Annotated in this window: 24 protein-coding genes; 16 read left to right on the plus strand and 8 right to left on the minus strand. The window is 58.9% G+C overall.

The features are described from left to right. Positions 1-40: 40 nt before the first annotated feature. Genes GA566_RS29115 through GA566_RS29125 form a run of 3 tightly spaced genes read left to right on the plus strand, consistent with a single transcriptional unit; the run spans position 41 to position 2,668 of the window. Positions 41-574, plus strand: coding sequence for a thiamine pyrophosphate-binding protein (locus GA566_RS29115; protein ID WP_160475030.1), 534 nt, complete (start codon positions 41-43; stop codon positions 572-574). A gap of 2 nt (positions 575-576) precedes the next feature. Further along, positions 577-1,173, plus strand: a complete 597-nt coding sequence (locus GA566_RS29120; RefSeq protein WP_160475031.1) for a thiamine pyrophosphate-dependent enzyme — start codon at positions 577-579, stop codon at positions 1,171-1,173. 28 nt (positions 1,174-1,201) lie between these two features. Next, positions 1,202-2,668 (plus strand): aldehyde dehydrogenase, encoded by a 1,467-nt coding sequence (locus GA566_RS29125; RefSeq protein WP_160475032.1) that lies wholly within the window; start codon positions 1,202-1,204, stop codon positions 2,666-2,668. 39 nt (positions 2,669-2,707) lie between these two features. Here GA566_RS29125 and GA566_RS29130 read toward each other — a convergent pair whose 3' ends face one another. Next, positions 2,708-3,625 carry a LysR family transcriptional regulator gene (locus tag GA566_RS29130; RefSeq protein ID WP_160475033.1) on the minus strand — a complete coding sequence of 306 codons (918 nt, stop codon included), beginning with the start codon at positions 3,623-3,625 and terminating at the stop codon, positions 2,708-2,710. 211 nt (positions 3,626-3,836) lie between these two features. Between GA566_RS29130 and GA566_RS29135 the strand changes: the two genes are divergently transcribed. Both GA566_RS29135 and GA566_RS29140 read left to right on the plus strand, forming a co-directional pair. Beyond that, a complete protein-coding gene (locus GA566_RS29135; protein WP_160475127.1) occupies positions 3,837-5,015 on the plus strand; it encodes a CaiB/BaiF CoA-transferase family protein in 1,179 nt (392 codons plus the stop codon). 93 nt (positions 5,016-5,108) lie between these two features. Next, the gene (locus GA566_RS29140) at positions 5,109-5,915 is read left to right on the plus strand and encodes a CoA ester lyase (protein WP_237380901.1); all 807 of its coding nucleotides are present in this window, start codon (positions 5,109-5,111) and stop codon (positions 5,913-5,915) included. Positions 5,916-5,963: 48 nt separating this feature from the next. Here the strand turns inward: GA566_RS29140 and citF are convergent, their stop codons facing one another. Both citF and GA566_RS29150 read right to left on the minus strand, forming a co-directional pair. Continuing rightward, complete coding sequence (citF, locus tag GA566_RS29145) at positions 5,964-7,517, minus strand: citrate lyase subunit alpha (protein WP_370459383.1); 1,554 nt, start codon at positions 7,515-7,517, stop codon at positions 5,964-5,966. Then, positions 7,517-8,071: a hypothetical protein gene (locus GA566_RS29150; protein WP_160475036.1), complete on the minus strand. Its 555-nt coding sequence runs from the start codon at positions 8,069-8,071 to the stop codon at positions 7,517-7,519. The genes citF and GA566_RS29150 overlap by 1 nt, the downstream gene beginning before the upstream one ends. Positions 8,072-8,339: 268 nt before the next feature. Between GA566_RS29150 and GA566_RS29155 the strand changes: the two genes are divergently transcribed. Both GA566_RS29155 and GA566_RS29160 read left to right on the plus strand, forming a co-directional pair. Further along, the gene (locus tag GA566_RS29155; RefSeq protein ID WP_160475037.1) at positions 8,340-9,188 is read left to right on the plus strand and encodes a MaoC family dehydratase N-terminal domain-containing protein; all 849 of its coding nucleotides are present in this window, start codon (positions 8,340-8,342) and stop codon (positions 9,186-9,188) included. Positions 9,189-9,212: 24 nt separating this feature from the next. Beyond that, positions 9,213-10,373 (plus strand): acyl-CoA dehydrogenase family protein, encoded by a 1,161-nt coding sequence (locus tag GA566_RS29160; RefSeq protein WP_160475038.1) that lies wholly within the window; start codon positions 9,213-9,215, stop codon positions 10,371-10,373. A 75-nt stretch (positions 10,374-10,448) separates the two neighbouring features. Here the strand turns inward: GA566_RS29160 and GA566_RS29165 are convergent, their stop codons facing one another. Both GA566_RS29165 and GA566_RS29170 read right to left on the minus strand, forming a co-directional pair. Further along, positions 10,449-11,348, minus strand: coding sequence for a LysR family transcriptional regulator (locus tag GA566_RS29165; protein WP_160475039.1), 900 nt, complete (start codon positions 11,346-11,348; stop codon positions 10,449-10,451). After that, on the minus strand, positions 11,345-11,542 hold the full coding sequence (locus GA566_RS29170) for a hypothetical protein (protein ID WP_160475040.1): 198 nt from the start codon (positions 11,540-11,542) through the stop codon (positions 11,345-11,347). The genes GA566_RS29165 and GA566_RS29170 overlap by 4 nt, the downstream gene beginning before the upstream one ends. Before the next feature lie 98 nt (positions 11,543-11,640). Here GA566_RS29170 and GA566_RS29175 point away from each other — a divergent pair, with 98 nt between their 5' ends. From GA566_RS29175 to GA566_RS29205, 7 genes are all read left to right on the plus strand, one after another. Next, positions 11,641-12,882, plus strand: coding sequence for an aconitase X catalytic domain-containing protein (locus GA566_RS29175; RefSeq protein WP_160475041.1), 1,242 nt, complete (start codon positions 11,641-11,643; stop codon positions 12,880-12,882). Positions 12,883-12,887: 5 nt separating this feature from the next. After that, a complete protein-coding gene (locus tag GA566_RS29180; protein WP_160475042.1) occupies positions 12,888-13,313 on the plus strand; it encodes an aconitase X swivel domain-containing protein in 426 nt (141 codons plus the stop codon). 138 nt (positions 13,314-13,451) lie between these two features. Further along, entirely contained in the window at positions 13,452-14,420 is a 969-nt protein-coding gene (locus GA566_RS29185; protein ID WP_160475043.1) for a tripartite tricarboxylate transporter substrate binding protein, read from the plus strand. Between the two features lie 16 nt (positions 14,421-14,436). After that, positions 14,437-15,621 carry a YncE family protein gene (locus GA566_RS29190; protein WP_160475044.1) on the plus strand — a complete coding sequence of 395 codons (1,185 nt, stop codon included), beginning with the start codon at positions 14,437-14,439 and terminating at the stop codon, positions 15,619-15,621. 79 nt (positions 15,622-15,700) lie between these two features. After that, positions 15,701-16,372: an RraA family protein gene (locus tag GA566_RS29195; protein ID WP_370459384.1), complete on the plus strand. Its 672-nt coding sequence runs from the start codon at positions 15,701-15,703 to the stop codon at positions 16,370-16,372. Positions 16,373-16,383: 11 nt separating this feature from the next. Continuing rightward, positions 16,384-17,046 carry an RraA family protein gene (locus GA566_RS29200; protein ID WP_160475128.1) on the plus strand — a complete coding sequence of 221 codons (663 nt, stop codon included), beginning with the start codon at positions 16,384-16,386 and terminating at the stop codon, positions 17,044-17,046. After that, entirely contained in the window at positions 17,046-17,693 is a 648-nt protein-coding gene (locus tag GA566_RS29205; protein ID WP_202126982.1) for an RraA family protein, read from the plus strand. Before GA566_RS29200 ends, GA566_RS29205 begins: the two co-directional genes overlap by 1 nt. 1,308 nt (positions 17,694-19,001) lie before the next feature. Here GA566_RS29205 and GA566_RS29210 read toward each other — a convergent pair. From GA566_RS29210 to GA566_RS29220, 3 genes are all read right to left on the minus strand, one after another. Further along, positions 19,002-19,886, minus strand: coding sequence for an amidohydrolase (locus GA566_RS29210; protein WP_160475047.1), 885 nt, complete (start codon positions 19,884-19,886; stop codon positions 19,002-19,004). Positions 19,887-19,891: 5 nt separating this feature from the next. Further along, positions 19,892-20,851, minus strand: a complete 960-nt coding sequence (locus tag GA566_RS29215) for a tripartite tricarboxylate transporter substrate binding protein (RefSeq protein WP_237380902.1) — start codon at positions 20,849-20,851, stop codon at positions 19,892-19,894. 82 nt (positions 20,852-20,933) lie between these two features. Beyond that, positions 20,934-21,575 (minus strand): 4-carboxy-4-hydroxy-2-oxoadipate aldolase/oxaloacetate decarboxylase, encoded by a 642-nt coding sequence (locus GA566_RS29220; RefSeq protein WP_160475048.1) that lies wholly within the window; start codon positions 21,573-21,575, stop codon positions 20,934-20,936. Positions 21,576-21,865: 290 nt separating this feature from the next. On the opposite strand from GA566_RS29220, the gene GA566_RS29225 reads away from it, so the two are divergent. Together GA566_RS29225 and GA566_RS29230 are read left to right on the plus strand one after the other, a co-directional pair. Further along, positions 21,866-22,549 (plus strand): GntR family transcriptional regulator, encoded by a 684-nt coding sequence (locus GA566_RS29225; protein WP_160475049.1) that lies wholly within the window; start codon positions 21,866-21,868, stop codon positions 22,547-22,549. A 138-nt stretch (positions 22,550-22,687) separates the two neighbouring features. After that, a complete protein-coding gene (locus tag GA566_RS29230; protein WP_160475050.1) occupies positions 22,688-23,548 on the plus strand; it encodes an NAD(P)-dependent oxidoreductase in 861 nt (286 codons plus the stop codon). Positions 23,549-23,577 lie beyond the last annotated feature (29 nt).

Raw genomic sequence — 23,577 nt, forward strand, 5'->3', positions numbered from 1 at the left:
ATAGCAGCGTTGTCCCCCTTATGAGTACCCACTGCCCACTATGACCAGTCCCAACTCCGAGCCGCTTGAGTGGCATGAGGCCATCTTCCAGACCCTCAAAGAAAACAATGTCCAACAGGTCGCGTATGTGCCCGATGCTGGCCATTCGCATGTCATCAAACGTGCCAAGGCTGACCCGGATATCCGGGACATCGTGCTTACCACTGAGGAAGAGGGCGTGGCTGTGGTCAGCGGCGCATGGCTCGGCGGTCAGCGAGCTGTGCTGCTGATGCAGAGCAGCGGCGTAGGCAATTGCGTGAACATGTTCTCGCTTCTCGATAGCTGCCGTTTCCCGTTCTTCACGCTCGTGACGATGCGAGGCGAATACGCCGAGTTCAACCCATGGCAAAACTCGATGGGACTCGCGACGGAAAAGGCGCTTGAGCTCATGGGTATCACGGTCTACCGAGTGAACTCCCCAGACGAGGCGGCGGAAATTGTGGACGCTGGCCTCGTGTCCGCGTTCGATGCCGGCAACCGCGTTGCAATCCTTCTGTCCCAGAGCCTGATTGGCCGCAAAAAGTGGATGCGCTGAACATGACGACCTCTTCCCCCAAGAACGGTATCGACCGCCGCAAGTTCGTGGCAGAACTTTTGAAGCAATTTCCCGAGGCGCTGGTCGTCTCCGGTCTCGGCTCGCCTTCCTACGATGTGTTTGCCGCCGGTGACCGCGCCAGCAACTTTTACCTGTGGGGTGCGATGGGTGGCTCCACATCCCTGGCGCTCGGCCTGGCCGTGGCGCAGCCCGAGAAGACCGTGATTGCCATCACGGGCGATGGTGAGCAGCTCATGGGTATCGGCAGCCTGGCCACGGCCGCGGCGCAGCGTCTCAACAATCTCTCTGTCGTTATCCTGGACAACGGACACTTCGGCGAAACAGGAATGCAGCAGAGCCATACCAGCCTGGGTACCAATCTCTCGCAAGTCGCAAAGGCTGTTGGTGTTCCGAAGACACTCGAGATTTCCGACATCGAGGAGTTGGACTCCCTGGTTGGTGAAATCCGGAAAGCAGATGGAATGACGGTCGCGCAGGTCTACATTTCGACCGAAGAACCCCAGCGCGCTCTGCCGTCGCGGGATGGTGTCTACGTCAAGAACCGCTTCCGCGAGCATCTTGGTTTGGCCCCTTTCTAAATATCAAGGCTGAAGAGAGCAAAGTGCCATGAAGCAGTATCCAATGTTCATTGATGGAGCCTTCGACAATGCGGCGGACGGCCGCTGGTTCGAGACCCACAATCCGTACACCGGGCAACCCTGGGCTGAAGTGGCTCGCGGAGGGACCGCAGATGTCGACCGTGCCGTGCGGGCGGCGGACAGGGCTTTCCGCTCGGGGCCGTGGGCGGAGATGACGGCTACGCAGCGTGGCGCTTTGCTTCGGAAACTCGGGGACCTCATCGCCGAGAATGCTGACCGCCTGGCCGAGTTTGAAGTGCAGGACAACGGCAAGCTGTTGGCGGAGATGGGCGCCCAGTTGAAGTATCTGCCACAGTGGTTCTACTATTTCGGCGGTCTCGCCGACAAGGTTGAAGGGGCGGTTATCCCCTTGGACAAGAAGGGCTACTTCAACTACACGCGCAAGGAACCCCTTGGAGTGGTTGCCGCCATCACGCCATGGAATTCGCCGCTGATGCTTTTGGCGTGGAAGATTGCGCCAGCGTTAGCCGCTGGCTGCACGGTTGTTGTCAAGCCTTCGGAGTTCACGTCGGTCTCTGCGCTCGAACTGGCAGTCCTCTTCCAGGACGCAGGATTTCCGCCGGGAGTGTTCAACGTTGTGACCGGGTTTGGCGGGGAGGTTGGCTCTCCGCTCGTGACGCATCCGTTGGTGAAGAAGGTGACGTTCACGGGCTCTGACGCAACGGGCAGGGTCATCAACCAGCAATGCGCTGCACAGTTCAAGCATGTGAGCCTGGAGTTGGGGGGCAAATCGCCCAACATCGTCTTCGAAGATGCCAATCTCGATGACGCCGTCAATGGCGCTGTTTCCGGCATTTTTGCTGCCAGCGGTCAGACGTGCATTGCGGGCTCTCGCCTTCTTCTCCAGGAAGACATTCATGACGCCTTCGTCGAGAAGCTCCTTGCATTGGCTAAGACTGCGAAACTGGGGAATCCGATGGAGGCCACGACGCAGGTTGGGCCAATTACGACAGCGGCGCAATACGAAAAGGTTCTGTCCTACATCGAGATTGCCAAGGCGGAAGGAGCAACGCTCTTGCTAGGTGGAAAGCCGGCAAGTCGTAGTGGTTGGTTTGTCGAGCCAACGATATTCTCCGATGTCGAGCCGAAGATGCGAATCGCTCAAGAAGAAGTGTTCGGCCCGGTCCTGTCGATTCTGAAATTCAGGACCGAAGACGACGCGGTGGCGATTGCGAATGACAGTTGCTACGGACTCGGCGCAGGCGTCTGGACACGTGACATCGGCCGCGCGTTTCGCATGTCAGAGCGAATTCAAGCCGGCACCGTCTGGGTCAATACGTATCGCGCTGTGAGCTTCATGTCGCCGTTCGGCGGCTACAAGGACTCTGGCCTTGGCCGGGAGAATGGGCTCTCGGCAATTGAGTCGTATCTTCAGACGAAGAGTGTATGGGTCAACACTGGCGCGCCCACCGGGAACCCATTCACGATTCGATAGAAAAAGCGCGACGGGGACGATTGTCAGTCCCCGAGTGCGCTACGGGGTCATCTGCGCTCCGCCAGCGGACTCCGCAGCTTCAATTAGCGTATCGATGAGAGCCTTCGCGCAGCTAGGCAAGCCCTCGAGCTCACGCACAATCACAGCACGTTCACGCACTGCCCACGCTTCGGGAAGCTCGACAATCGCGAGCTTCATCGTTCGGCGATGACGCAGAGCCGCTGACAGAGGAAGTACACCCACTCCGACGCCTGCTTCAATCATTCGGCAGGCCGCTTCAAAGCTTCTTACCTGAATGCGGATTTGCAGCTTGCTGCGTTGGTCGCGCACCAGGTCGGTAAGAAACGCATGTAGCGTGCTGCCTTCATGAAGGCTGACGTGCTCGAACTCAAGCGTATCTTCGAAGCGGACACCGCTCTTCTTCGATAGGGGGTGCCCGACGGGCGTCACGAGAACCAGCTTGTCCGTGCTGAAATGAATAACCTCCAGGCCTTCTGCCGTCATCGGGCCGGAGATGATGCCCAAATCGGCGCTGCCATCCAGTACACCTCGGACGATGTCTTTAGTGAGGCGTTCCTGCAGGTCTACGGTGACAGCATGCCGCTCGGCCATGAACCGGGCAAGGACCTCGGGCATGAATTCCGTGACCGCAGTGGTGTTGGCAAAGATGCGGATATGGCCGACGGAGTCTTTCGAAAACTCCTCGAACTCGCTCCTCACATGCTCAAACTGCCGTTCGATGACTCGGGCGTGGCGGAGAAGACGCTCTCCGGCAGGAGTAAGGGATAGGCCTTTGCTCTCTCGGTAGAAAAGCCGAGTTCCGAGTTGGTCCTCAAGCGCTTTCAGCCTTGCACTCGCTGCGGCAGGGGACAGAAATGCTTTCTTCGCCCCGCGGGACAAATTTTCCTCTTCCGCTATGCGCGCGAAGAGCCTTAGGTCGGCAAAGTCAAAGTGCATTGGTTCTCCTCCGTCGACACTTTACCAAGCGGCTGACGTGGTGCAAAGAGCGCCGCCCACTGTTTGTTCGGTTGCATTCGTTACAGGCGAATGACCGATTCGAAAATGCGAGATTTACCTGGGGCGGCAACGCTGCCATCCTGACTCGCATCGAACCGTTAGTGGCTGCATGCGCAGCGCTGAGCGTCACAACCTCTTGAAAAAGGCTGCTATGCGACCCCTTGATGGCATCACCGTCGTTTCACTGGAACATGCGATTGCTGCTCCGTTCTGTACGCGCCAATTGGCTGACCTTGGTGCGCGCGTCATCAAGGTTGAGCGGCCTAAAGTGGGAGACTTCGCTCGCGGATATGACGAACGGGTGGACGGCATCTCCTCTCATTTCTCGTGGACGAATCGCTCGAAGGAAAGTCTTGCCCTCGACCTGAAGCATCAGGAGGCGCCGGCCATCCTCGAGAAAATCCTCAACCAAGCCGACGTCCTGGTGCAGAACCTTGCCCCTGGCGCCGCTGACCGCCTTGGGCTGTCCTATGAGGCGCTGTCGCAGCGCTATCCGGGGATTATCGTGTGCGATATCTCGGGCTATGGCAATGACGGCCCATATCGCGACAAGAAAGCCTACGACCTGCTGATTCAGGCCGAGTCGGGCTTCATCTCTATCACCGGCACGGAAGAGGGCCCGTCGAAAGCCGGCTGCTCGATTGCCGACATTGCAGCCGGTATGTACGCCTACACCAGCATCCTGGCTGCCCTCTTGCAACGAGGAAAGACTGGCAAGGGTTCGCACATCGATGTGTCGATGCTGGAAAGCATGACGGAATGGATGGGGTTCCCGTTGTACTACGCTTTCGATGGCGCACCACCTCCGCCTCGGGCTGGCGCCTCGCACGCGACTATTTTCCCCTACGGACCTTTCCCCGCAGGCGACGGCAAGACCGTCATCCTGGGGCTTCAGAACGAACGGGAGTGGGAGGCCTTCTGTCGCGTCGTACTCCAGACGCCAGAGCTGGCCAAGGATGAACGATTCGTGATGAACTCGCTGCGCAGCAAGAATCGGTCAGAACTCACGCAACTGATTGTCGAAGCGTTTGCCCATCTGACCGTGGAGCAGGTCATCGCTCGTCTGGAGGAAGCGCAGATTGCAAGTGCACGTCTGAACGAGATGAAGGATGTGTGGGACCACCCGCAACTCAAGGCTCGTGAACGGTGGACGTCGGTGGAGTCGCCGGTTGGTGCGATTCCAGCATTGTTGCCGCCCGGCCTCTCGAATGCCTACGAGCCGAGAATGGATGCCATCCCCGCGTTGGGACAGCACAGCGAAAGCATTCTGCGTGCGCTGGGCTATACGACCGATGACATTGGCCGTCTCCAGGCAGAGGGCGCCATTTAGTTTTCTCCAGTATTGACCCTGCGGGTCTCCATCGCGCGTTCCGGGCGATGGAGACCTTTGCGGTTTCAGATTGCATTTGCAAGGATGCTTAAGTTGACCATTGCTCGCTCATATCTGTTCGTCCCCGGCAATCGCCCCGAACGTTTTCTGAAGGCTCATCATTCGGGCGCTGACCGTGTGATTCTTGATTTGGAGGATGCCGTAGCAGAGGCTGACAAGGACGATGCACGCAGGCAGGTATCCGAATACTTGGGGGCGGGAGGGACCGGCATCGTTCGAATTAATGCAACTGAAGACCGCTGGCTGGACGATGTGCTGGCCTGCGTCAAACCTGGGTTGCAAGGTCTCGTCTTGCCGAAAGCGGAAAGCAGCGAGCATGTTTCGCGCATCGTCAGCCAGCTTCCGTCCACTGTCAAAGTGCTGCCCCTCATCGAGACGGCTCACGGCATGAACCGAATCAATGAGATTGCGGCAACGCCGGGAGTCGAGCGGCTCGTGTTCGGTACTGTCGATTTCAGAACTGAGCTCGGCATTGAGGGCGATGACGAGTCGCTGCTGTACTTCCGTTCGATGATTGTGTTGGCATCGAAGGTGGCAGGAATTGCGGCACCGATTGATGGGGTGACAGTAGCAATCAATGACAAGGGGGAACTCGAGCGGGCTGCTACACGCGCTCGCCACCTTGGTTTTGCTGCGAAGCTTTGCATCCACCCGTCTCAGGTGGAGGACGTCAACAAGGCGTTTCGGCCGTCCGACGCTCAGCTCGCCTGGGCCGAGAAAGTGGTGCGGCTAGCAAAATCATCTCCCGGTGCCTTCAAGGTGGACGGCGAGATGGTAGACGCCCCGGTCATTGCCCGTGCTGTCGAGCTTCTCAAGCAGGGCGGCTGTTCGTCAATCTGAAGATATGTGGCGCTGGCTGTTGTGGCCGCATTCCACAGCAGCCTAACCCTACTCAGAGATACGTCCAATGACGTCGAGGACCGTCCCGTCGCGGTACTCGACGATGCCGACGATGTCGTCCGAACGGGACGGACTCGCTTCCCTCTTCTCTACCCCGCGGCTTGCCAAGTCAAACAGGTGCTGGATAGAAACGACACGCAATCCTGCGGAAAGCAGACGGTCGCGAATGTCGGGGCGAAGCGGATTGACTGCGACACCCGCCTCCGTGACCACCACATCGATGCTCTGACCAGGCGTCGTCGCGGTTCGCACGCGCTCGACGATTTTGGGAACAAGTCCTGCGCGCAGACGAGTAGTGACGATGGCGAGCGCCGCGCCTGCGGCCGTATCGCTATGTCCGCCTGACCCGCCGATGATTCGTCCGTCGCTCGCAGTGGTCACGTTCACATTGAAGTCGAGGTCTACCTCGGATGCGCCCAGAATCATCGCGCTCAACTGGCTTACGACGGCACCTTTGTTCCAAGGGTTGGCATACATAGAGGCAGACATCGCCTCGTGTCGTGGATTGTCCCGAAAGGAGTCGACTGCGCGCAAATCGAAACACTGAACGTCGAATAGGCTCCGAAAGAGACCCTTTTCGAGCATATCAACCAGGTAGCCCGTGATTCCGCCAGCAGCGAAACTGCCGGTGACTCCCTTGCGAAGCATGATGTCACTAAGAGACGCTGCGACGGCGAGCGAGATGCCGCCAGCGCCGGTCTGGAACCCGAAGTTCTCGTTAAGTAAGTCTGTCGCTTCAATGACTTTGGCGGCGGTGGCCGCGATTTCCAGTCCAATAGGTTCGTCGGTCGGTCGGGTAGTGCCAGACACAATTTGTGTGCGGTCGCCTATGGAGGCGACCGGTACAACATAGTCCACAAAGTCCTGGCTGATAGCGATAGGACAAGCGGGGTAGGGCACGAGGTTGTCCGTGACAGCAACAACCGTCGAAGCATAAGCAATATCGGTAAATGCGTAGCCCATCGCTCCGCATGCCGACGGTCCTTGAACGCCATTCAGGTTCCCCATGGCGTCCGCCGTCGGGGCTGCGACGAATGCTGCATCGATACGTAGGTCTCCGGACTCTATCAGCCTCGCGCGACCCCCATGCGTATGCATCACCATCAACGAGGAAAGCGCCCCGCGGCCCACCGCGTCGGCTACCGGCCCCGCAGCGTATGCGGTGTAGATTTGGCTGATGACGCCTGCCCGGATGAGTTCGACCCAAGGCGCGTGGACCGGAAAAATCGAGCTGGCGGCGACGGTGAGACCACGTAGTCCCATGGCCGCTGCCTCCGAGAGAACAGCGTTGGCCACAGCGTCGCCATTTCGGAGGTGATGATGGAAGGATATGACCGACCCATCTCGCACACAGGCGGCGTCAAGACCCTCGCGAATCGAGCGAAGCAGCTTTGGCGTGCCTCTCGGGAACACTCGCAGGCTCGCAGGTGCTCGTCGATGGACCTCTGGCGTTGCCGTGAGGCCGTTGAATGGTCTCAGACGATTGCCATTGGCCCATTCAGGGACAGACCGTCCGATGCTGTTTCTCATGGTCTCTCCCATTACCAACTGGATGCTCGAAGACGAGCCACGGTATCCAGAGATACGCCAAACCAATCTTGGAACGTTGCCTCAAGGTCCTTGTCTGCCCCCCATCCAACGCGGCGCTTCAAGTCTGCGACTGACAAATCGAGCTGGAAGGCGTCGAACAACGCTCTCATGAGCCGCTGCGTGCGGCAGAGGTGAGTCAGTGCGTCGCCTTGGGCGAACAGCGCTGCACGAATTTTGCGTGGCGTCGTATGCATCATGCTGGCGACGCGGTTCGCGCTCCACGTCTCCTGGGGATTCTGGAAAACGGTTCCAGAAATCAGAGCCCGGATTTGGTGAAGTTCCATTCTGGCGGTGTGGTCTATCCAGCCAATGCACGGATGAGCGCTTGCCGTGACTTCTTCGTCTCCGAGCGCAAGAACGCATGCTGTCGGCCGAAACAGGCTTCCGGTCAGAAGCAGGTCCACCTGCTCGAATGCAGGCACCGCAATCCGCTGCCCGACTCGCAATGTGCGGACATAGCCTCGCCGGGTCAACGACAGTTCGCCGCTGTCCGCGGTGATAGACATTGGGAAGGCGGGCACCAGGCGTTGGAGTGATACCCGGGAGCGGCAACGAATCTGTACTTGCATGGGCCTGGATGTGCGCGTTGTCATAGCTACATGCTGGTGGCGCAAGGCCTAGGAGTAAATCCGCGATTTCCGAATGCTGCATTCGGATTCCTTCGACTCACAACTGCTTTCCGTCCGGCCGAACGGCACGTTCCGAACTTTCGAATTTTCGTGAACACGTGCCGCGTGCATAGTGGAGTCCGAGCAGTTCTACCTGAGGAAAGCCATGGACGTTGAGCATTTGAAGCAGTGGGTCGGAAGGACGACGGAATCCCAAGACGAAATCACTGCATTTCCTGTTGCCGCACTATCTGCGACGCTCGACTACGACGTCCCATCGGTACGCCGAGGGCAAGCGATTTCTCCTCTCTGGCACTGGCTGTACTTTCTCCCTTTGCATCGCCGCTCCGAGATTGGTGCCGATGGTCATGCCAGTCGCGGCGGCTTCCTGCCTCCGGTGCCGTTGCCTCGCCGTATGTGGGCGGGTGGTCGTCTCACCTTCCATCAACCACTTCGCATCGGAAATCTCTCGAACAAGGTTTCGACGATTCTGGATGTCAACGCGAAATCTGGCCGTACCGGCTCGCTGGCTTTCGTGACAGTCGAGCACAAGTACTACGGACCCTCCGGCCTTGCCATTACGGAGGAGCACGACATCGTCTATCGGGAAGCCGCCGTTCCGGGCGCACCGGCTGCGGAGGCGGTGGCAGCTCCCACGGATGAGGACTGGGTGCAGCAAGTGGAGACGGATGCGGTTCTTCTGTTCCGCTACTCCGCACTCACATTCAATGGTCACCGCATCCACTACGACAAGCCGTACGTCAGCGATGTTGAGCACTATCCCGACTTGATTGTCCACGGCCCGCTGCAGGCTCTTCTGATGCTGGAACTGATCCGTCAGAATCTCCCGGATGAGACCGTCAAGACCTTTTCGTTCCGTGGGGTCCGCCCGACGTTTGTGCCGCAACGCATCGCCGTGTGTGGAAAGCGCTCGGAAGATGGCAAGACCATCCAACTCTGGATTCGTCATGAAGACGGAGCGCTCGCCATGACCGCGTCCGCAGAACTGGCTTAACTTTTTACAAGATTGGAGACAACCGTGCTCAACACCGTCGACGAATATCAAGAAATCCGTGAAGCCGTCCGCGACCTCTGCGGCCAATTCTCAGCTGAGTACTTCCGTAAAATTGATGAGGCTCGGGGCTATCCAGAGGAGTTCGTCAATGCACTGACGGAAGCTGGCTGGCTTGCTGCCCTCATTCCAGAAGAGTATGGCGGTTCCGGGCTTGGCCTGACGCAGGCTTCCGTGATTATGGAAGAAATCAACCGCGCGGGCGGTAACTCTGGCGCGTGCCACGGCCAGATGTACAACATGGGAACGCTGCTGCGCCACGGCTCCGCCGAGCAGAAGCAGTTGTACCTTCCGAAAATTGCCAGCGGCGAACTGCGTCTGCAGTCGATGGCCGTGACCGAGCCGACTACCGGAACGGACACCACGAAAATCAAGACCACCGCTGTACGCAAGGGCGACAAGTATGTCGTGAACGGTCAAAAGGTCTGGATTTCGCGCGTACAGCACTCGGACCTGATGATTCTCCTGGCGCGGACGACGCCGCTCGACCAAGTGAAGAAGAAGTCGGAAGGCATGTCAATCTTCGTGGTGGACTTGCGAGACGCGATTGGTAACGGCATGACCGTCCAACCCATCCTCAACATGGTCAATCACGAGACCAACGAACTGTTCTTCGACAATCTGGAGATTCCTGTCGAGAATCTGATTGGCGAAGAAGGGAAGGGGTTCAAGTACATTCTGGACGGCCTCAACGCCGAGCGCACCTTGATTGCAGCCGAGTGCATCGGCGACGGCTACTGGTTCATCGACAAGGTGACCAAGTACGTCAATGAGCGCGTAGTGTTCGGCAAGCCCATCGGGCAGAACCAGGGCGTGCAGTTCCCCATCGCTCGAGCTTTCGTGAATGTGGAAGCCGCCAGCCTGATGCGCTTTAAGGCGGCGAAGCTGTTCGATGCCCATCAGAACTGCGGCGCGGAAGCCAACATGGCTAAGCTCCTGGCTGCAGATGCCTCGTGGGAAGCTGCCAACGCCTGTCTGCAGTACCACGGTGGCTTTGGCTTCGCGGCCGAGTACGACGTTGAGCGCAAGTTCCGCGAGACGCGCCTCTATCAGGTTGCTCCCATTTCTACCAACCTGATTCTCTCGTACGTGGGCGAGCACATCTTGGGCATGCCGAGGTCATTCTGAGTTTTATAAACGTTGTTGTTTTGACCATTTTGGGACCTGCGGTAGGGCAGGTCCCTTTTCTGTTTACGGCACACATCAATCGGTCTGGAACATTCGGCTGAAATCGCATGTGCTCTGCGCCAACTCGATGATGGAAGAGAGCAGCACGCTCTTCCTCTCAATCTTGCAGACTGCGGCGTAATTCGCTGGCGGAAGCGCTGGGCTGATTTGAAGTACTTCAAGCGCGCCAGCTTCGACCATCGGGGCAAGGCAAGCCTTGGGAAGGTAGCTGACGCCCATCCCCGACACGGTCAGTCCTATGATTGCAACGACGCTATTGCTGTACAGGACGTTCTCCGATGTAACACCCTGGGCATGTAGCCATCTGTTGTAGAGTTGGCCCGTCCCCGAGCGGCTGTCCTGAGCCAGCAACCGCTGTTGAGCCAGTTCATGCATCTGATGCCGCTTGCGGCGGGGTACCAAACCGGGCTTGCACATCCAGGCGTTTTCCACAGCGCCGACGCGTGTCGCTGCAAATCGGTGGTCGTCAAAGACTTCAGGAACCACCATGAGGTCGACCTCGTCCGCGAGTAGTTTGTCGCGGAGCACCACGCTCACATCGACATGCGGCTCGATGATGACTCTTGGGTACGTTTCCTGAATCGCGCCAATGAGGCGCGGCAGCCAGGTCATCGCTGTCAGTTCCGTGACGCCCACGCGTACGTGGCGCTCCAGTACTTCGGGACGCTGGAACTGCTCGACTGCGGCATCTCTCTCCTCCAGTAACCGTTTCGCCAACAAATACATCTCTTCCCCCTTCTCGGTGAGTCGGGCTGAGCGCATCGAACGGTCGAATAGAGGGGTGTCGAATAGTGCTTCCAACTCCTGGATGCGTTTCGAAACTGCGGACTGGGTCGTGTGCATTCGGTTAGCGGCCTGGGCAAATCCGCCCAGATGCACCACCCAGTAAATCGCTTCGAGTTGCTTGAATGTCACATGTCGTCTCCTGAAATTTTCCCGGATACATCGCAAAAAGGAATGTTTATGGATTCCAATTTATCGCTTTTTCTTCCACAAATCGAGTACCAAAATGCATCCATACCTCGACTGCCTGCGATGGCGGCCCAAAAAAGAAGGTGCTCCCCACACAGCTGTGTCGATGCAGAAACACTTGGCATCACGTTGGTCATCCGTGGGGCTGCACGCGACGATTTCAATCCGCGGATAGCTTGGCTTCCCGGGCCCCATAGGCCGCAACTGCGGTAGGGGAGAACACGGAGACATCGGTATGTTGCTGACTGAAGAAGAAACTCAGATGTTGAATGGGGACAAAGGTCCCGCCGTCAAAAAGGCCATGGAAATCTTGGTGGCCTTGGGCGAGAGCTTCGGAGCCGCCCGGCTCATTCCGGTCAACAACGTACACATGGCTGGCTCTTCCGTGCTAGTCGCCGAAGAGGCGGGCACGCGATTCGTGGAAGACATCCGCAAGCAAGGCGGTACCTTTGTCACCCGCGTCACCACCAACCCGACGGCCGTCGACCCGACCCAATGGAAAGACATCGGCATTCCCGAGTCGGATGCAGTCCTGCAGACGCGGCTCACGGATGCCTACGCCGGCATGGGCGCGAACACCTGCAACACCTGTATTCCCTACCTGACCGGCAACTCGCCGCGTTTCGGTGAGCACATGGCCTGGGGCGAATCGTCGGCAGTGGTCTACGCGAACTCCGTCTGCGGTGCGCGCACCAACCGTGAAGGTGGTCCGAGCGGACTTGCATCGGCGCTGACCGGCCGTACGCCTGAATATGGCTTTCACCTGAAGGAAAACCGCTACGGTAAGTTCCTCATCAAGGTCGAAGTGCCTCTCAGCGATATGACGGACTACGGCACGCTCGGCTACTTCGCCGGCAAGATTGCTGGCCAGGACACTCCGGTGTTCACTGGCATCCCGACCACGCCGACGCTGGAAGAGCTCAAAGCGTTGAGCGCGGCGCTGGCCGCCTCGGGCGCAGTGAGCATGTTCCACGCGGTGGGCGTGACGCCGGAAGCCCCGACGCTCGAGGAAGCGTTCGGCGGCGGCGAACCAGAAAAGGTGCTGGTGTTCGGCCAGGCAGAGAAGGAGCAAGCTGAGGCCGCACTGAACAAGGAGCCTACCGACCACGTGGACTGGATTCTCGTTGGCTGTCCCAATGCGTCGGTCCAGGAAATCCGCGAAGTTGCAGAAGCGCTGGAAGGCAAGACGGTTCACAAGGACATCACCCTGTGGGTCACCACGGCGGGTGCGATGTACGCGATGGCTGAGCGCATGGGCTACATCAAGGCCATCGAAGATGCAGGCGGCGTCGTGGTGCGCGAAACCTGCCCGTTCCTGGCACGCAGTCGCGTGATTGCACCCGCAAAGGGCTACAAAACGCTCACGACCAACTCCGCAAAGATGGCGTTCTATGCGCCGGGTCAGTTTGGCCTGCCCACGCACTACGGGAATCTGCAACGAGTCATGAACGCCGCCGTCGCTGGCGTCTGGAGGTAAGCATCATGACGACCACGAAATTTGTCTTGCAGGGCCGCAAGATTGTCACTGGCAAGGCCAAGGGTGAAGCGGTGGTGACGAGCGAAGCCATCAGTTTCAATGGAGGCGTAGACAACTATACGGGCGTTGTCACGGAACCTGGACACGAGCTCGAAGGCGTGAACATTGCTGGCAAGGTGCTCGTGTTCCGCACCGGCAAGGGTTCCACGGGCGGCTCGTACAAGATTTACGACATGGTTTCTCGCGGCACCGCGCCTGTGGCATTCATCCAGGTGGACCCCGAGCCCATCACAACGATTGGCGCGATTATCGGGAGCATTCCCGTTGTTGCCGGCTTGGACCAGAACCCGACAACGGCAATCGCAACCGGCGACTACATCGAACTCGATGCCGACGCAGGCACTGTCTCTGTGACCAGCGAACGTGAGTAGGAGAAGTCCGAACGTTCCGCAGTTTTAAGCACCATTGCGACCCCCAATAACAAGCGATGGGCTGGCATTAAAGCCGATTTGCGGATGCGCTGACCTCTCAGCGCATTCGTAAAGAAAAAACCACCAATGGAGACAACCATGACTCGACGTTTCACCCACGTCGCTGTCGCCGCTTGCGCGGCGATTGCGAGCCTGACCGCAAATGCCAACGAATGGCCCGCTCAGAAGCCCATCACGCTGGTGGTGCCCTTGGCTGCTGGCGGCAGCACCGACTCGACCGCACGCCTGCTGGCCGAGAAGCTCGGCAAGGAAATCAAGCAGCAGATTATCGTGGAAAACCGCGCCGGTGCCGGCGGCAATATCGGCGCAGCCTACGTTGCGAAGGCGAATCCGGATGGCTACACGCTGTTGATGGCAACGAGCACGATTGCCTCCAACGTGACGCTCTACAAGAACATGGGTTTCGACCTGCGCAAGGACCTCATTCCGGTTTCGCAAGTTGCTCTGATTCCGAACGTGCTTGTGGTGAGCAACAACGTCCCAGCGAAAACGTTGCCTGAGTTCATCGAATACGTGGAGAAGAAAAAGGGGCCGATTACCTATGGCTCCGCGGGCAATGGCACTGCCTCCCATCTGTCGGGCGCGTTGTTCAATAGCATGGCCCATGGCGACATGCTGCACGTCCCTTACAAAGGTGGCGCACCGGCGAATGCTGACCTGATTGGCGGTCAGATTCAAGCCGTGTTCGCACCGATGGTCGAAATCCTACCGTTCATCGATGGTGGAAAGTTGCGTCCGCTAGCTGTCACCACGAAGAGCCGCTCGGCACGCCTGCCCAATGTGCCGTCCGTTTCGGAATCGTTACCTGGCTTCGAGGTGACGCTGTGGAACGGCGTTTTTGCTCCGGCCAATACGCCGCAGGCCATCGTCGACAAGCTGGCCGCCGGCATTCAGAAGGTGCTGCAAGACCCGGTAGTGCGCAAGAACCTGACGGACCAGGGCTCCACTCCGGTCGGCAATAAGCCGGCCGAGTTCAAGAAGATTGTTGATTCGGAAATCGACAAGTGGGGCAAGCTCGTCAAGCTGTCCGGCGCGAACATCGAATGACGAAGAGGCGACCAAAATGTCCCACGTCTCGATGATGTTCCCGCGCTATGCCCTGGTAGTCGTCGCAGTAGCGGCCCTGGCGGCCTGCGCGACTACGCCGTCAACGCAGAAACAGGCTTCGTACTACCTGTCGGTGCAGGACGGCCGCGCAGGCTTGAACGACGGCAAGCCGGTTGTTCGGAAGGCAGACGACTCCCTGGCGGTCGTTGAACTGTCCGGAGGTCAATTGCGGGTGGCGCAGCAAGTGACCATGCCGACATCGCTGGTGGGGCCGCCGAGCTCCATTGCCATCGCCCTTGGCGGGCGTGTAGCGCTGGTCAGTGCATCGACCCGTCGTGACCCGGCCGATGCGTCGAAAGTGGTGACCTACGACCTGGTGTCTATCGTGGCGCTAGACCCTAGCGGCGCTACGGGTCCGCGCGTCGTTGGAAGCGTCCACACCGGCGCCGGCGCATCGGGCATTTCCATCAACCGGGCGGGCAATCTAGCGCTTGTGGCCAATCGCACCGAGGGGTCGGTGTCGGTCCTCTCCATCGAGGGCGAGAAGGTGGAAGTCGTTGGCAAGGTTCAACTGGGGGAGAAGGCCGGTCCGGCACACGTCGCCTTCACGTCGGACGGACGTCGTGCGCTGGTTAGCCGGGACGGTGACAACCGGGTCAGCCTGCTGGCAATCGATGGCCGCTCGGTCACGCTGGAACAGCGCGAGGTCTACGCCGGCCTTCGTCCCTATGGGTTAGACATCTCGCCGGATGGTTCCTGGGCTGCGGTGACCAACCTTGGTGGCGGCCAGGGCGATGCCGACACTATCAGCCTAATTGACCTGCGAGCCAAGCAACCGCGCGTCGTCGACACGGTGACGGTCGGCCAGACACCGGAAGGCATCTTCTTCTCCCCTGATAGCCGGTCGCTTGGCGTGACGGTCATTGACGGCAGTAACAAGCCGCAGAACTCGCCTTTCCATGGGACTGCGCGCTACCGCTTGTTCACCATCGAAGACAGCCGCCTGCGTCCGACGGCACAGGTCGTCGGCGGGCAATGGCTGCAGGGCCATGCCTTCTCGCCGGACGGGAGCGCCGTGCTGGTGCAAGACGCTGCCAACCGTCAAATCCGGCTCTACCGCAACACGAGCGGGACGCTGGCCGATAGCGGCGAGCGACTGCAAATGTATGCGGCGCCTTCGGCACTGAAGCTCTGGCGCTAAAGGAACGGCACTGCAAATGGGCAATGTGTCCCGAGGCAAGAGCAACTACCTGGAACTGCTAATCAATAGAGGAACGAAAGTGAAGAGCAACCCTTCCTTGCTCGAGCGCCTTGCGCGGCTCGACACCAATACCGTCTCGGACGCACTCGACTTTCTGGGGATGCCCGGCGCCACGCATGGCCTGCGTCCGCTGTGGGACTGCCCGAAGATTGTCGGCCGTGCCAGCACGATTCAGCTCGGCCCGAAGGCTGACGCCAAGCCGACGGTCCACCTGATTTCTCCAGTCATCGACGCGGTGACGACTGACGACCGCATTCTCGTGATTTCAGGCGGCATCGACGGAATTTCCTGCTGGGGGGACATCCTTGCCAACGCCGCCGTGTCGAAGAAGGTTCGCGGTTCTGTCATCGACGGTTTCAGCCGTGACATCGAGGGCAGCGAATCGATTGGCTACCCGGTGTATGGCCGCGGTATCACGATGATTAGCGCGCGCAACCGCGTCATCCAGACCGGCTCCGGTGAGCCTGTGGAAGTTCGTGGCGTGACTGTGCACGAAGACGACTACGTCATCGCCGACCGCTGCGGCACGGTCTTCGTCCCGGCCGCACGTATCGAGGAAGTGCTCGACATGGGCGAGCGTATTGCCCGTCGCCAGGACGGCATGGTGGAAGCTGTGCGCGCAGGTCGCTCTGTCGCCGAAGTCATGCACGACAAGGAATTCGAAGCTATCAATCAAGGGGACACGAAATGAGCGCACCTGCCATGAATGCAGAAGACAAGGAGCTGATTGCTCTGTTCGAAGGTCTGGACACGCCGGGCGTGTCGGATGCTATGGACAAGCTGGGCCTTCCTGGCCAGTGCCTCGGCATTGCGCCGCTGGACAACTACAAGGGCACCATCATCGGCCCGGCTTTCACCGTCAAGTACGTTTCGGCAACAACCCCGGCTGGCTCGGTTGGCGATTTCATCGATGACGTGGCAGAAGGCGACATTGTCGTGCTGGACAACGATGGCCGCACCGACTGTACCGTGTGGGGTGACATCATGACCCAGTACGCCGGTCTGCGTCGCATCCGCGCCACCGTCATCGACGGCGTGTGCCGCGACGTGTCGAAGGCGCTGGGCGACAACTATCCGTTGTTCACGCGTGGCCGCTTCATGCGCACCGGCAAGGACCGCGTCCAGGTTGAAGGCGTGAATGTGCCTGTGTCTATCGGCACCGCTCGCGTCGCCGCACGGGATATCGTCGTCGCTGATGCCAATGGAGTGGTTGTGGTCCCGCGCGGTCGCGCCCGTGAAGTCGCGGACGTTGCTCGCGGCATCGAAGGTGTGGAATCGAAGATTCGCGAGCAAATCGCTCAAGGCAAGACCCTCGGCCAGGCGCGTGAAGCACTGGGCTACCACACGCTGCAAAGGAAGGCATGATGTCCGCATCGCAAAATCCCTACAGCGCCGCTCAGCTGGAGCAGGCACGCAAGCTGGGTACATCGACCCTGTTCGAAGCCTCCGGCATCGCCACGGCGTCCGTTGACCCGCTGGTCCGCACGATTTGGCCTGGAGCCTCCGTGGCTGGCCCTGCATATCCGCTGGAATGCTCGCCGGGCGACAACTTGGCCATTCACGTGGCTATGGAGAAGGTGCCGCGTGGTAGCGTACTGGTCGTGAAGACGGGCGGTTTCGTGGCCGGCTACTGGGGCGAGGTTCTGACGGTTGCCGCCGAGGCAGCTGGCGTAGTGGGCCTGGTTATCGATGGAGGTGTCCGCGACATTGCGGCGCTTACCGCCCGTCGGTTCCCCGTGTTCTCCCGTGGTATCTCGGTCCGCGGCACCATCAAGGCCAGCGTTCCGTCGGTCGGCCAGCCTCTGAGCTTCACTGGCACGCCTGTTGCGATTGGTGACCTCGTGGTCGCCGACGACGATGGTGTGGTGGTTATCCCCGCAGCGCACGTGAATGCAACGCTGGATAGCGGGCAGGGCCGCTTCGACAAGGAAGCGCGCATCATGGACGAGTTGACCAAGGGGCGTACGACGCTCGAGCTTCTGGGTCTCTCGGCTTGGAGGCAGGGCGCCTAATTCTCGGCCCCGCTAATATGAGCATTGGCCGCACTTTGAGCTCTGGCCAATGCTCGCGCTCTCCCTCAAATCGAGAGTGGGGCGTCCATGAGTACACTCGCTCTCAGTCGTCGTATGCGCGAGTCGACGAAGTACCCGCCGCCCTCTACGTAGCGTAGATATGCACGCTCGCAAACCTCGCACTCCGAGACGGTGCAGCGGTTGTAAGGAAAGTAGAGGGGAGCAATAGGAGCTTCGGCTGACCAGAGAGTGGTGCCCTGAGGGTGATATTCCTCATAGGTTGCTTCGGTGTATGCGTCTCGGACCAGGGTGCCGATGACGCGAAGCTGCTGCTCTGGGAAGGAGACGGGTACCGAAGTCCATTCATCGAGCTCAGGTGCACCGCACGCACAGTCTGCTGTTACGGCATCTGTGCGACGGGCGAGGGCTTGCAGGGCGTCGAACTGCAGGTAGGTTTCGTTTTCCACGGGGCGTTACGTAGAGGGACAGGCTTCTCGAAGCCAACCGAAGCATCATACCGCCGCTGCGGGAATCAACACAGTACTCTCCGCCCTGGCTGCCCACTGCGAAGCAGTTCCAGGTGAGACTATTGCGTTCGGATGTAGGCGTAGCGGATAGGTACGCGAGGGTTATTCCGGGAGCAAAGTGTAAGCTAAGAAAGAGGCTCAAGAAATAACCTAAGCATATCCTCATGTAGGGATATAGATATGATTTTGTGAGGATATCTTTCCTTCAGATATGAAAGGAATAGCCGCAGGCCCCTCAGCACGCTAAGCGCATCTGCTCCTTCCGTCATACCTAACTTGGATGATTCCGACAGTCATTCGAGTCACGCACTATCTTCGCCTGCGTGCCGGTCCTCTCAACTCTTCCCCACAGTGACCGGGTTTCCCTCCATCGCTGTCGTCTTCAGCCGACCAATGGAGCGGTCATCCCAACAGCCCCCTCTCTTGGAGGGCTGGCTACACGCCGGGTCGCCGTTGTGGTCGGCCGACGGATGACAGTTGAGTATATCGCCGGGAGTTAACTATATCTAATATTGATTTGGAATAACGATTTAATAAATTTTAGAAAATAAAATATTAACGAAAATTATATTATCAAGGTCGGCAGTCCAATACGTTTTACCGTTCCGCGAGAAGGGAGGGTGATTCACGCGATAGACAGAAGAGACGTAAGACGAATCAATACCAGAAAAGCTAGTATTTTTTCAAAAAAATGGCGTCCGGTCGCTTTGGAGACTTCACTCCCCGGACGCCTTCTGAAACTTTGAGCCAACAGACCGCTCAGGAGGTCTGGGCTTGGTCTCTAGTCGCGAAAGCCGTAGAGTCGCGCCGGATTCGTCGTCAGTATTGATTGCCGAGTGGTGGCTTCCGGGAACCACGTGGCTAGGAGATTCGCCAACGTCGCATCGTTTGGCTTCTCTACTTCAGTTGCATGTGGCCAATCTGTGCCCCAAATGAGCCTTGACGTGTGTAGCTCCTTGACAGCGGCAACGAAGTTGTCCAGCTCGCCCAGGTCGTGGCTGCCGCTTGGCACAGCCATGTATGCGCCTGACAGTTTGAGCCATCCGTGTCCACTGGCAAGCAGCTTGAGGACGGAACGTTCCATCAACGGGGCCAGTTCTCTGTCACAAAAGACTCGAGCAAAGTGGTCCACTACCACGTCGATGTCCAGCGCCAACAGCATGTCGACTTCGTTGAGAAAGTCCTCAGGCTTCATGTGAACCTGCAGGTGCCAACCGAGTCTTCGAAGCCGCGATGCCAGTGGTCGCGCCATGGCCACATCTGTTGCGCCTCGTTGAACGAGATTCAGCCGGGCGGCCACTACACCGGAGGCGGCGAGCTCTTCCAGTTCAGCATCTGGCGTCTCTGGTGTGACAACAGCTACGCCGCGCGCAGCATCACCGAATTGCGCTAGCGCTGCCAACATGGCCCGATGGTCGGTGCCATATGACGACGGTTGGACCACGACATTGCGAGTACTGCCGAGCCGTCGTTGAAGGCTTCTGTACTGTTCGACAGTGGCCGCCTCGTGTGTCAGAACGGCGTTGGCAGCAAATGGCAGCGATGAATCGAAGACATGCATATGGCAGTCGCATGCGTTCGCCGGCATGGTGAAGCCGGGCGCCTCGCCACCGGCTGAATGTGGGTTGGTCATCGGGTCACCATAGTTGCCATCACGTGGGTCCATTGGCGTCACTGCTTGACCGAAGCTACGGAGTTCCAGAATCGATAGGTACGCTCCAACTCGGCCTTTGCCTCCGGTATGGACGCCGATTCAACCAAGTCAAGGGACATGTCGCTGACCTGCTTCCGGACCTCGGGGTCGGCAAGGGTTTTCCGGAGAGCCGCATTGAATTTCTCTGCAATTGGCGCGGGGAGCTTCTTAGGGGCGAAGAAGGCATTGAAACTGTTCAGATTCAGGCCCGGCACGCCCGCCTCCGAGAAGGTAGGTACATCAGGCAGCAAAGGCGAGCGCTTTTCGCCCGTGACCGCCAATAGGCGAACCTTATTTGCACGTGACATCGTTACCGCTTCGGGAGAACCGGTAACACCTGAAGCGAGCTGTCCTCCAATCAGTTGCGGCATCATCTGCGCGGACCCGTTGAATGGGATGGCTTCCATCGCAATACCCGCCTTGTTGCCAATGGTGCCACCGATGCGGTCTGGCATGCCACCCATCAAAGGCACACCAAAATTGCGCTTGGAGGCGTCCTTCTTGGCAACGTCCATGAATTGCTGAAGTGTCGTTGCCGGGCTCGAGTTGGGCACTGATAGGGCCCACTGAAAACGTGCAACGGTGCCAACAGGCGAGAAATCACGCAAGGCGTCATAGCCGGCTGTGGGCGTGATAAGAGGAACAATCACCACCGAGTGGTCTAGCGCCAGCAGATAGACCGAGCCATCAGCGGGAGCATTCTTGACGTATGCGGAGCCAATCTGTCCGCTGGCGCCCGGACGGTTCTCGACGACGACCGTATGCCCCAATTCCTTGGCGAGCCCAGGTGCAAGAAGCCGAGCAAGGGCGTCGGTCGCACCGCCTGCTGCGAATGGCACGACGATTCGGACGGGGCCGCTGTATTCCGCGGCGCTGGCTGCCGTTGATACAGTAGCGCCGGCGGCGAGCGCTACCAGCATGCGCAAGATAAAGTGCATGAAATGTCTCCTGGAAATGGGAAGGGCGCTTCTGCGAGCGCTGAGCGAGAACAACGATGCGCCCGGGAGCGGGCGCATTGGCTTACTGAAGTCCGAAGCGGTTCAGCGTTTCACGCAGGTTCAGCAGCTCCACCATTGTCTTGCCTTCTTTCAGGGCAACTCGCATGGCTTCTTCCTTATCTTCCCGCTCGATGCTCTTGCTGATGACGCCTTCGACTTCATCAGGCGACACGGCTACCAAGCCATCCCGGTCGCCGACGATGATGTCACCCGGATTGACTTGCACGCCGCCGAAATGGATGGGCACGTTGACCTTGCCAGGTTGGTTTTTTCCTGTGCCTTTGATGGACAGGCCGCGGCAGAACACCGGGAATCCCATGTCGATGATGGCGTTCCCATCGCGTACCGAACCATTGACGACGAGACCGGCCAGGCCAAGCTCGAGCGCCGCCAAGGTCAGGATGTCGCCCCAAGGTCCGGCTTCCAAGAAGCCCTTGGCGTCCACAACAAGCACGTCGCCGGGCTTTGTCTTCGTGAGCGCATAGTGAATCATGAGGTTGTCACCCGGGCGGATGTCCACCGTGACAGCAGGGCCGGCCATACGCAACGTCGGGTCTAGCGGCTTAAGCCCCGAGTCCAGGGCGCCTTTTTGGCCTTGGGCTTCATGGATGGTTGCGGTGCCGAGGCCTTTCAGACGCTCGATTTGCTGTTCATTCGCCGACATGCTGTCTCCTGTGTGAATGCGGTAGTACCATTGCTTGGTGAGCGGATGGTACAAAATAAAAACAATAAGCGGCAAGAGGATATGGTGAATCTACGGGTATACGTGGGAATTTCCGGCATCTGAGGACGTTGTGTGTACAGCGAAAGTACAGTTGCTCGGTTTGAACGGCCGTGAGGGCTTGGCTAACCAATTCTCAGGCTTTGGTACGATGGCGGCGCGTCAGCAAGCGCTGCGGCCGGCGCGGGGCGCGCGGTTTTCGTGGTCGGGCACTAGGAAAAGAAAGAAAAGCGATGAAAAAGGGCAGCGAGCAGACTTACGAAGTGCTGAAGAAGCGCATTGTGGCTGGCCATTACACGGCCGGTACGCAGTTGAAGGAAGAGCACATAGCCGACGACATGGGGGTCAGCCGTACTCCGGTACGTGCCGCGCTTAAGCGCCTTATCGATGATGGGCTGGCAGTCCAGGAGGCAGGTCGAGGCGTGTTCGTAGCTGGGTGGACCAGATGGGACATTGAAGACATGTTCCGTCTGCGGATTCGCTTGGAGCCCTTCGCGGCTCGGCTTGCGGCCGAGCGAGCGAGTGCGGAAACCATTGCCCAGCTCAAAGACTGCAACGAACAGATGGCCGCGGCCATAGCGAACGCCGGCAACTCAGACGATGGCATCGCAGAAGTACAGGCTGCGAACAGCCGCTTCCATCGGCTGATGCTCGACGCTGCTGGGTCGCAGCGCCTGAGAACCATGCTGGAGACGATGATTGACATGCCCATCATCACTCGGTCCTTCTTCCTCTACGAGCATGAAGACCTGCTCCGAAGCCTTCAGCATCACCGGGATATCACCATGGCCGTCGAACTGCATGACGGCGACCTGGCCGAGCAAATGATGTCGGTCCATCTCCTGGTCTCGAACCAACGATTCATGAGTCGCCGCCTGGACAGTTTCCAGGGGCAGGATGTTTCGGTACAAAAATAGAACACTAAGCGTCCTTTGACCTACATCTGCCTCGCTTTCGAGCTGCAGATGACCACGTATACCCTCGTTTCTTTCGATTCGCGTTGTTCTGACTGTTTTTATTTTGTACTCTCCGGCTTGAACAGCTAGGAGACAGTCTTGAACATCGCAATCATTGGCTTAGGCGAAGTTGGTCGCTGCTACGTGACCGCACTCGCAACGATTCCCGGAACGACCTTTCAGCTTTGCGACGCGCGTTTGTCGCAAGGTGGCCGGGACTTGGCCAACAAACTTGAAGTCTCAGTGCACGAGAACGTTGGCCCATGGCTGGCAGAGGCGGACTGGGTACTCTCCTGCGTTTTCGGCGCCGTCTCTTTGGACGTGGCTGGCCAGTGCTTTGAGCACATGAAGCTGGGTTCTCGCTATGCCGACCTGACGACAGCGAGTCCCGCAGACAAGCGTGTGGCCTCTGTTCGGGCAAAGGCTAAGGGGTTGGGCTACGCCGATGTCGCAGTGATGGGGGCTATCTCGCTGGCGTGGGCGCGGACGCCGCTGCTCTGTTCGGGGGACAGCGCCGCCGAGTTCTCGAAACTCATCCAACAGGCGGGCGGCAATGCACGGATTGTCCAGGGAGGCGCAGCTGGTGATGCCATTTCCTTGAAGGTCTTGCGCAGCGTCTTCACCAAAGGCATGGAGGCCTTGTCGGTCGAGCTGTTGATGGCCGCGGAAAAGCAAGGCGTCCGAGACAAGCTGTATGGCGTCCTGAAGGACATCGACGACAGCCCGCTTGAGGATTTCATCAACATGCTCGTTCGCACGCACACGATTCATGCGAAGCGGCGGACCCATGAAGTCGCAGAAGCGCAGAAGGAACTGCAAGGTTCCGGACTGACCTCCCTTGTACTGCCCGGAGTGGAGGCACGCTTCGCGAATACGGCCGCAGCGATAGACGTTCAACCTGTGGGCGAGAACCCCACGTTGGAAGACGCGCTTCAGTGGCTGCTCAAGCAGACCGCTTAAACAAAAAACACTGCATTCCGGAGACAGTT

The sequence above is a fragment of the Cupriavidus sp. SW-Y-13 genome (assembly GCF_009793345.1).
Lineage (GTDB): Bacteria > Pseudomonadota > Gammaproteobacteria > Burkholderiales > Burkholderiaceae > Cupriavidus.

Excerpts from the sequence above, each read along its gene's own strand:
- GA566_RS29115 (WP_160475030.1), top strand. The coding sequence starts at position 41 with ATGACCAGTCCCAACTCCGAGCCGCTTGAGTGGCATGAGGCCATCTTC.
- GA566_RS29120 (WP_160475031.1), top strand. The coding sequence starts at position 577 with ATGACGACCTCTTCCCCCAAGAACGGTATCGACCGCCGCAAGTTCGTG.
- GA566_RS29125 (WP_160475032.1), top strand. The coding sequence starts at position 1,202 with ATGAAGCAGTATCCAATGTTCATTGATGGAGCCTTCGACAATGCGGCG.
- GA566_RS29130 (WP_160475033.1), bottom strand. The coding sequence starts at position 3,625 with ATGCACTTTGACTTTGCCGACCTAAGGCTCTTCGCGCGCATAGCGGAA.
- GA566_RS29135 (WP_160475127.1), top strand. The coding sequence starts at position 3,837 with ATGCGACCCCTTGATGGCATCACCGTCGTTTCACTGGAACATGCGATT.
- citF (WP_370459383.1), bottom strand. The coding sequence starts at position 7,517 with ATGGGAGAGACCATGAGAAACAGCATCGGACGGTCTGTCCCTGAATGG.
- GA566_RS29150 (WP_160475036.1), bottom strand. The coding sequence starts at position 8,071 with ATGTCTATCACCGCGGACAGCGGCGAACTGTCGTTGACCCGGCGAGGC.
- GA566_RS29155 (WP_160475037.1), top strand. The coding sequence starts at position 8,340 with ATGGACGTTGAGCATTTGAAGCAGTGGGTCGGAAGGACGACGGAATCC.
- GA566_RS29170 (WP_160475040.1), bottom strand. The coding sequence starts at position 11,542 with ATGACCAACGTGATGCCAAGTGTTTCTGCATCGACACAGCTGTGTGGG.
- GA566_RS29175 (WP_160475041.1), top strand. The coding sequence starts at position 11,641 with ATGTTGCTGACTGAAGAAGAAACTCAGATGTTGAATGGGGACAAAGGT.
- GA566_RS29180 (WP_160475042.1), top strand. The coding sequence starts at position 12,888 with ATGACGACCACGAAATTTGTCTTGCAGGGCCGCAAGATTGTCACTGGC.
- GA566_RS29185 (WP_160475043.1), top strand. The coding sequence starts at position 13,452 with ATGACTCGACGTTTCACCCACGTCGCTGTCGCCGCTTGCGCGGCGATT.
- GA566_RS29190 (WP_160475044.1), top strand. The coding sequence starts at position 14,437 with ATGTCCCACGTCTCGATGATGTTCCCGCGCTATGCCCTGGTAGTCGTC.
- GA566_RS29200 (WP_160475128.1), top strand. The coding sequence starts at position 16,384 with ATGAATGCAGAAGACAAGGAGCTGATTGCTCTGTTCGAAGGTCTGGAC.
- GA566_RS29205 (WP_202126982.1), top strand. The coding sequence starts at position 17,046 with ATGTCCGCATCGCAAAATCCCTACAGCGCCGCTCAGCTGGAGCAGGCA.
- GA566_RS29210 (WP_160475047.1), bottom strand. The coding sequence starts at position 19,886 with ATGGACCCACGTGATGGCAACTATGGTGACCCGATGACCAACCCACAT.
- GA566_RS29215 (WP_237380902.1), bottom strand. The coding sequence starts at position 20,851 with ATGCACTTTATCTTGCGCATGCTGGTAGCGCTCGCCGCCGGCGCTACT.
- GA566_RS29220 (WP_160475048.1), bottom strand. The coding sequence starts at position 21,575 with ATGTCGGCGAATGAACAGCAAATCGAGCGTCTGAAAGGCCTCGGCACC.
- GA566_RS29225 (WP_160475049.1), top strand. The coding sequence starts at position 21,866 with ATGAAAAAGGGCAGCGAGCAGACTTACGAAGTGCTGAAGAAGCGCATT.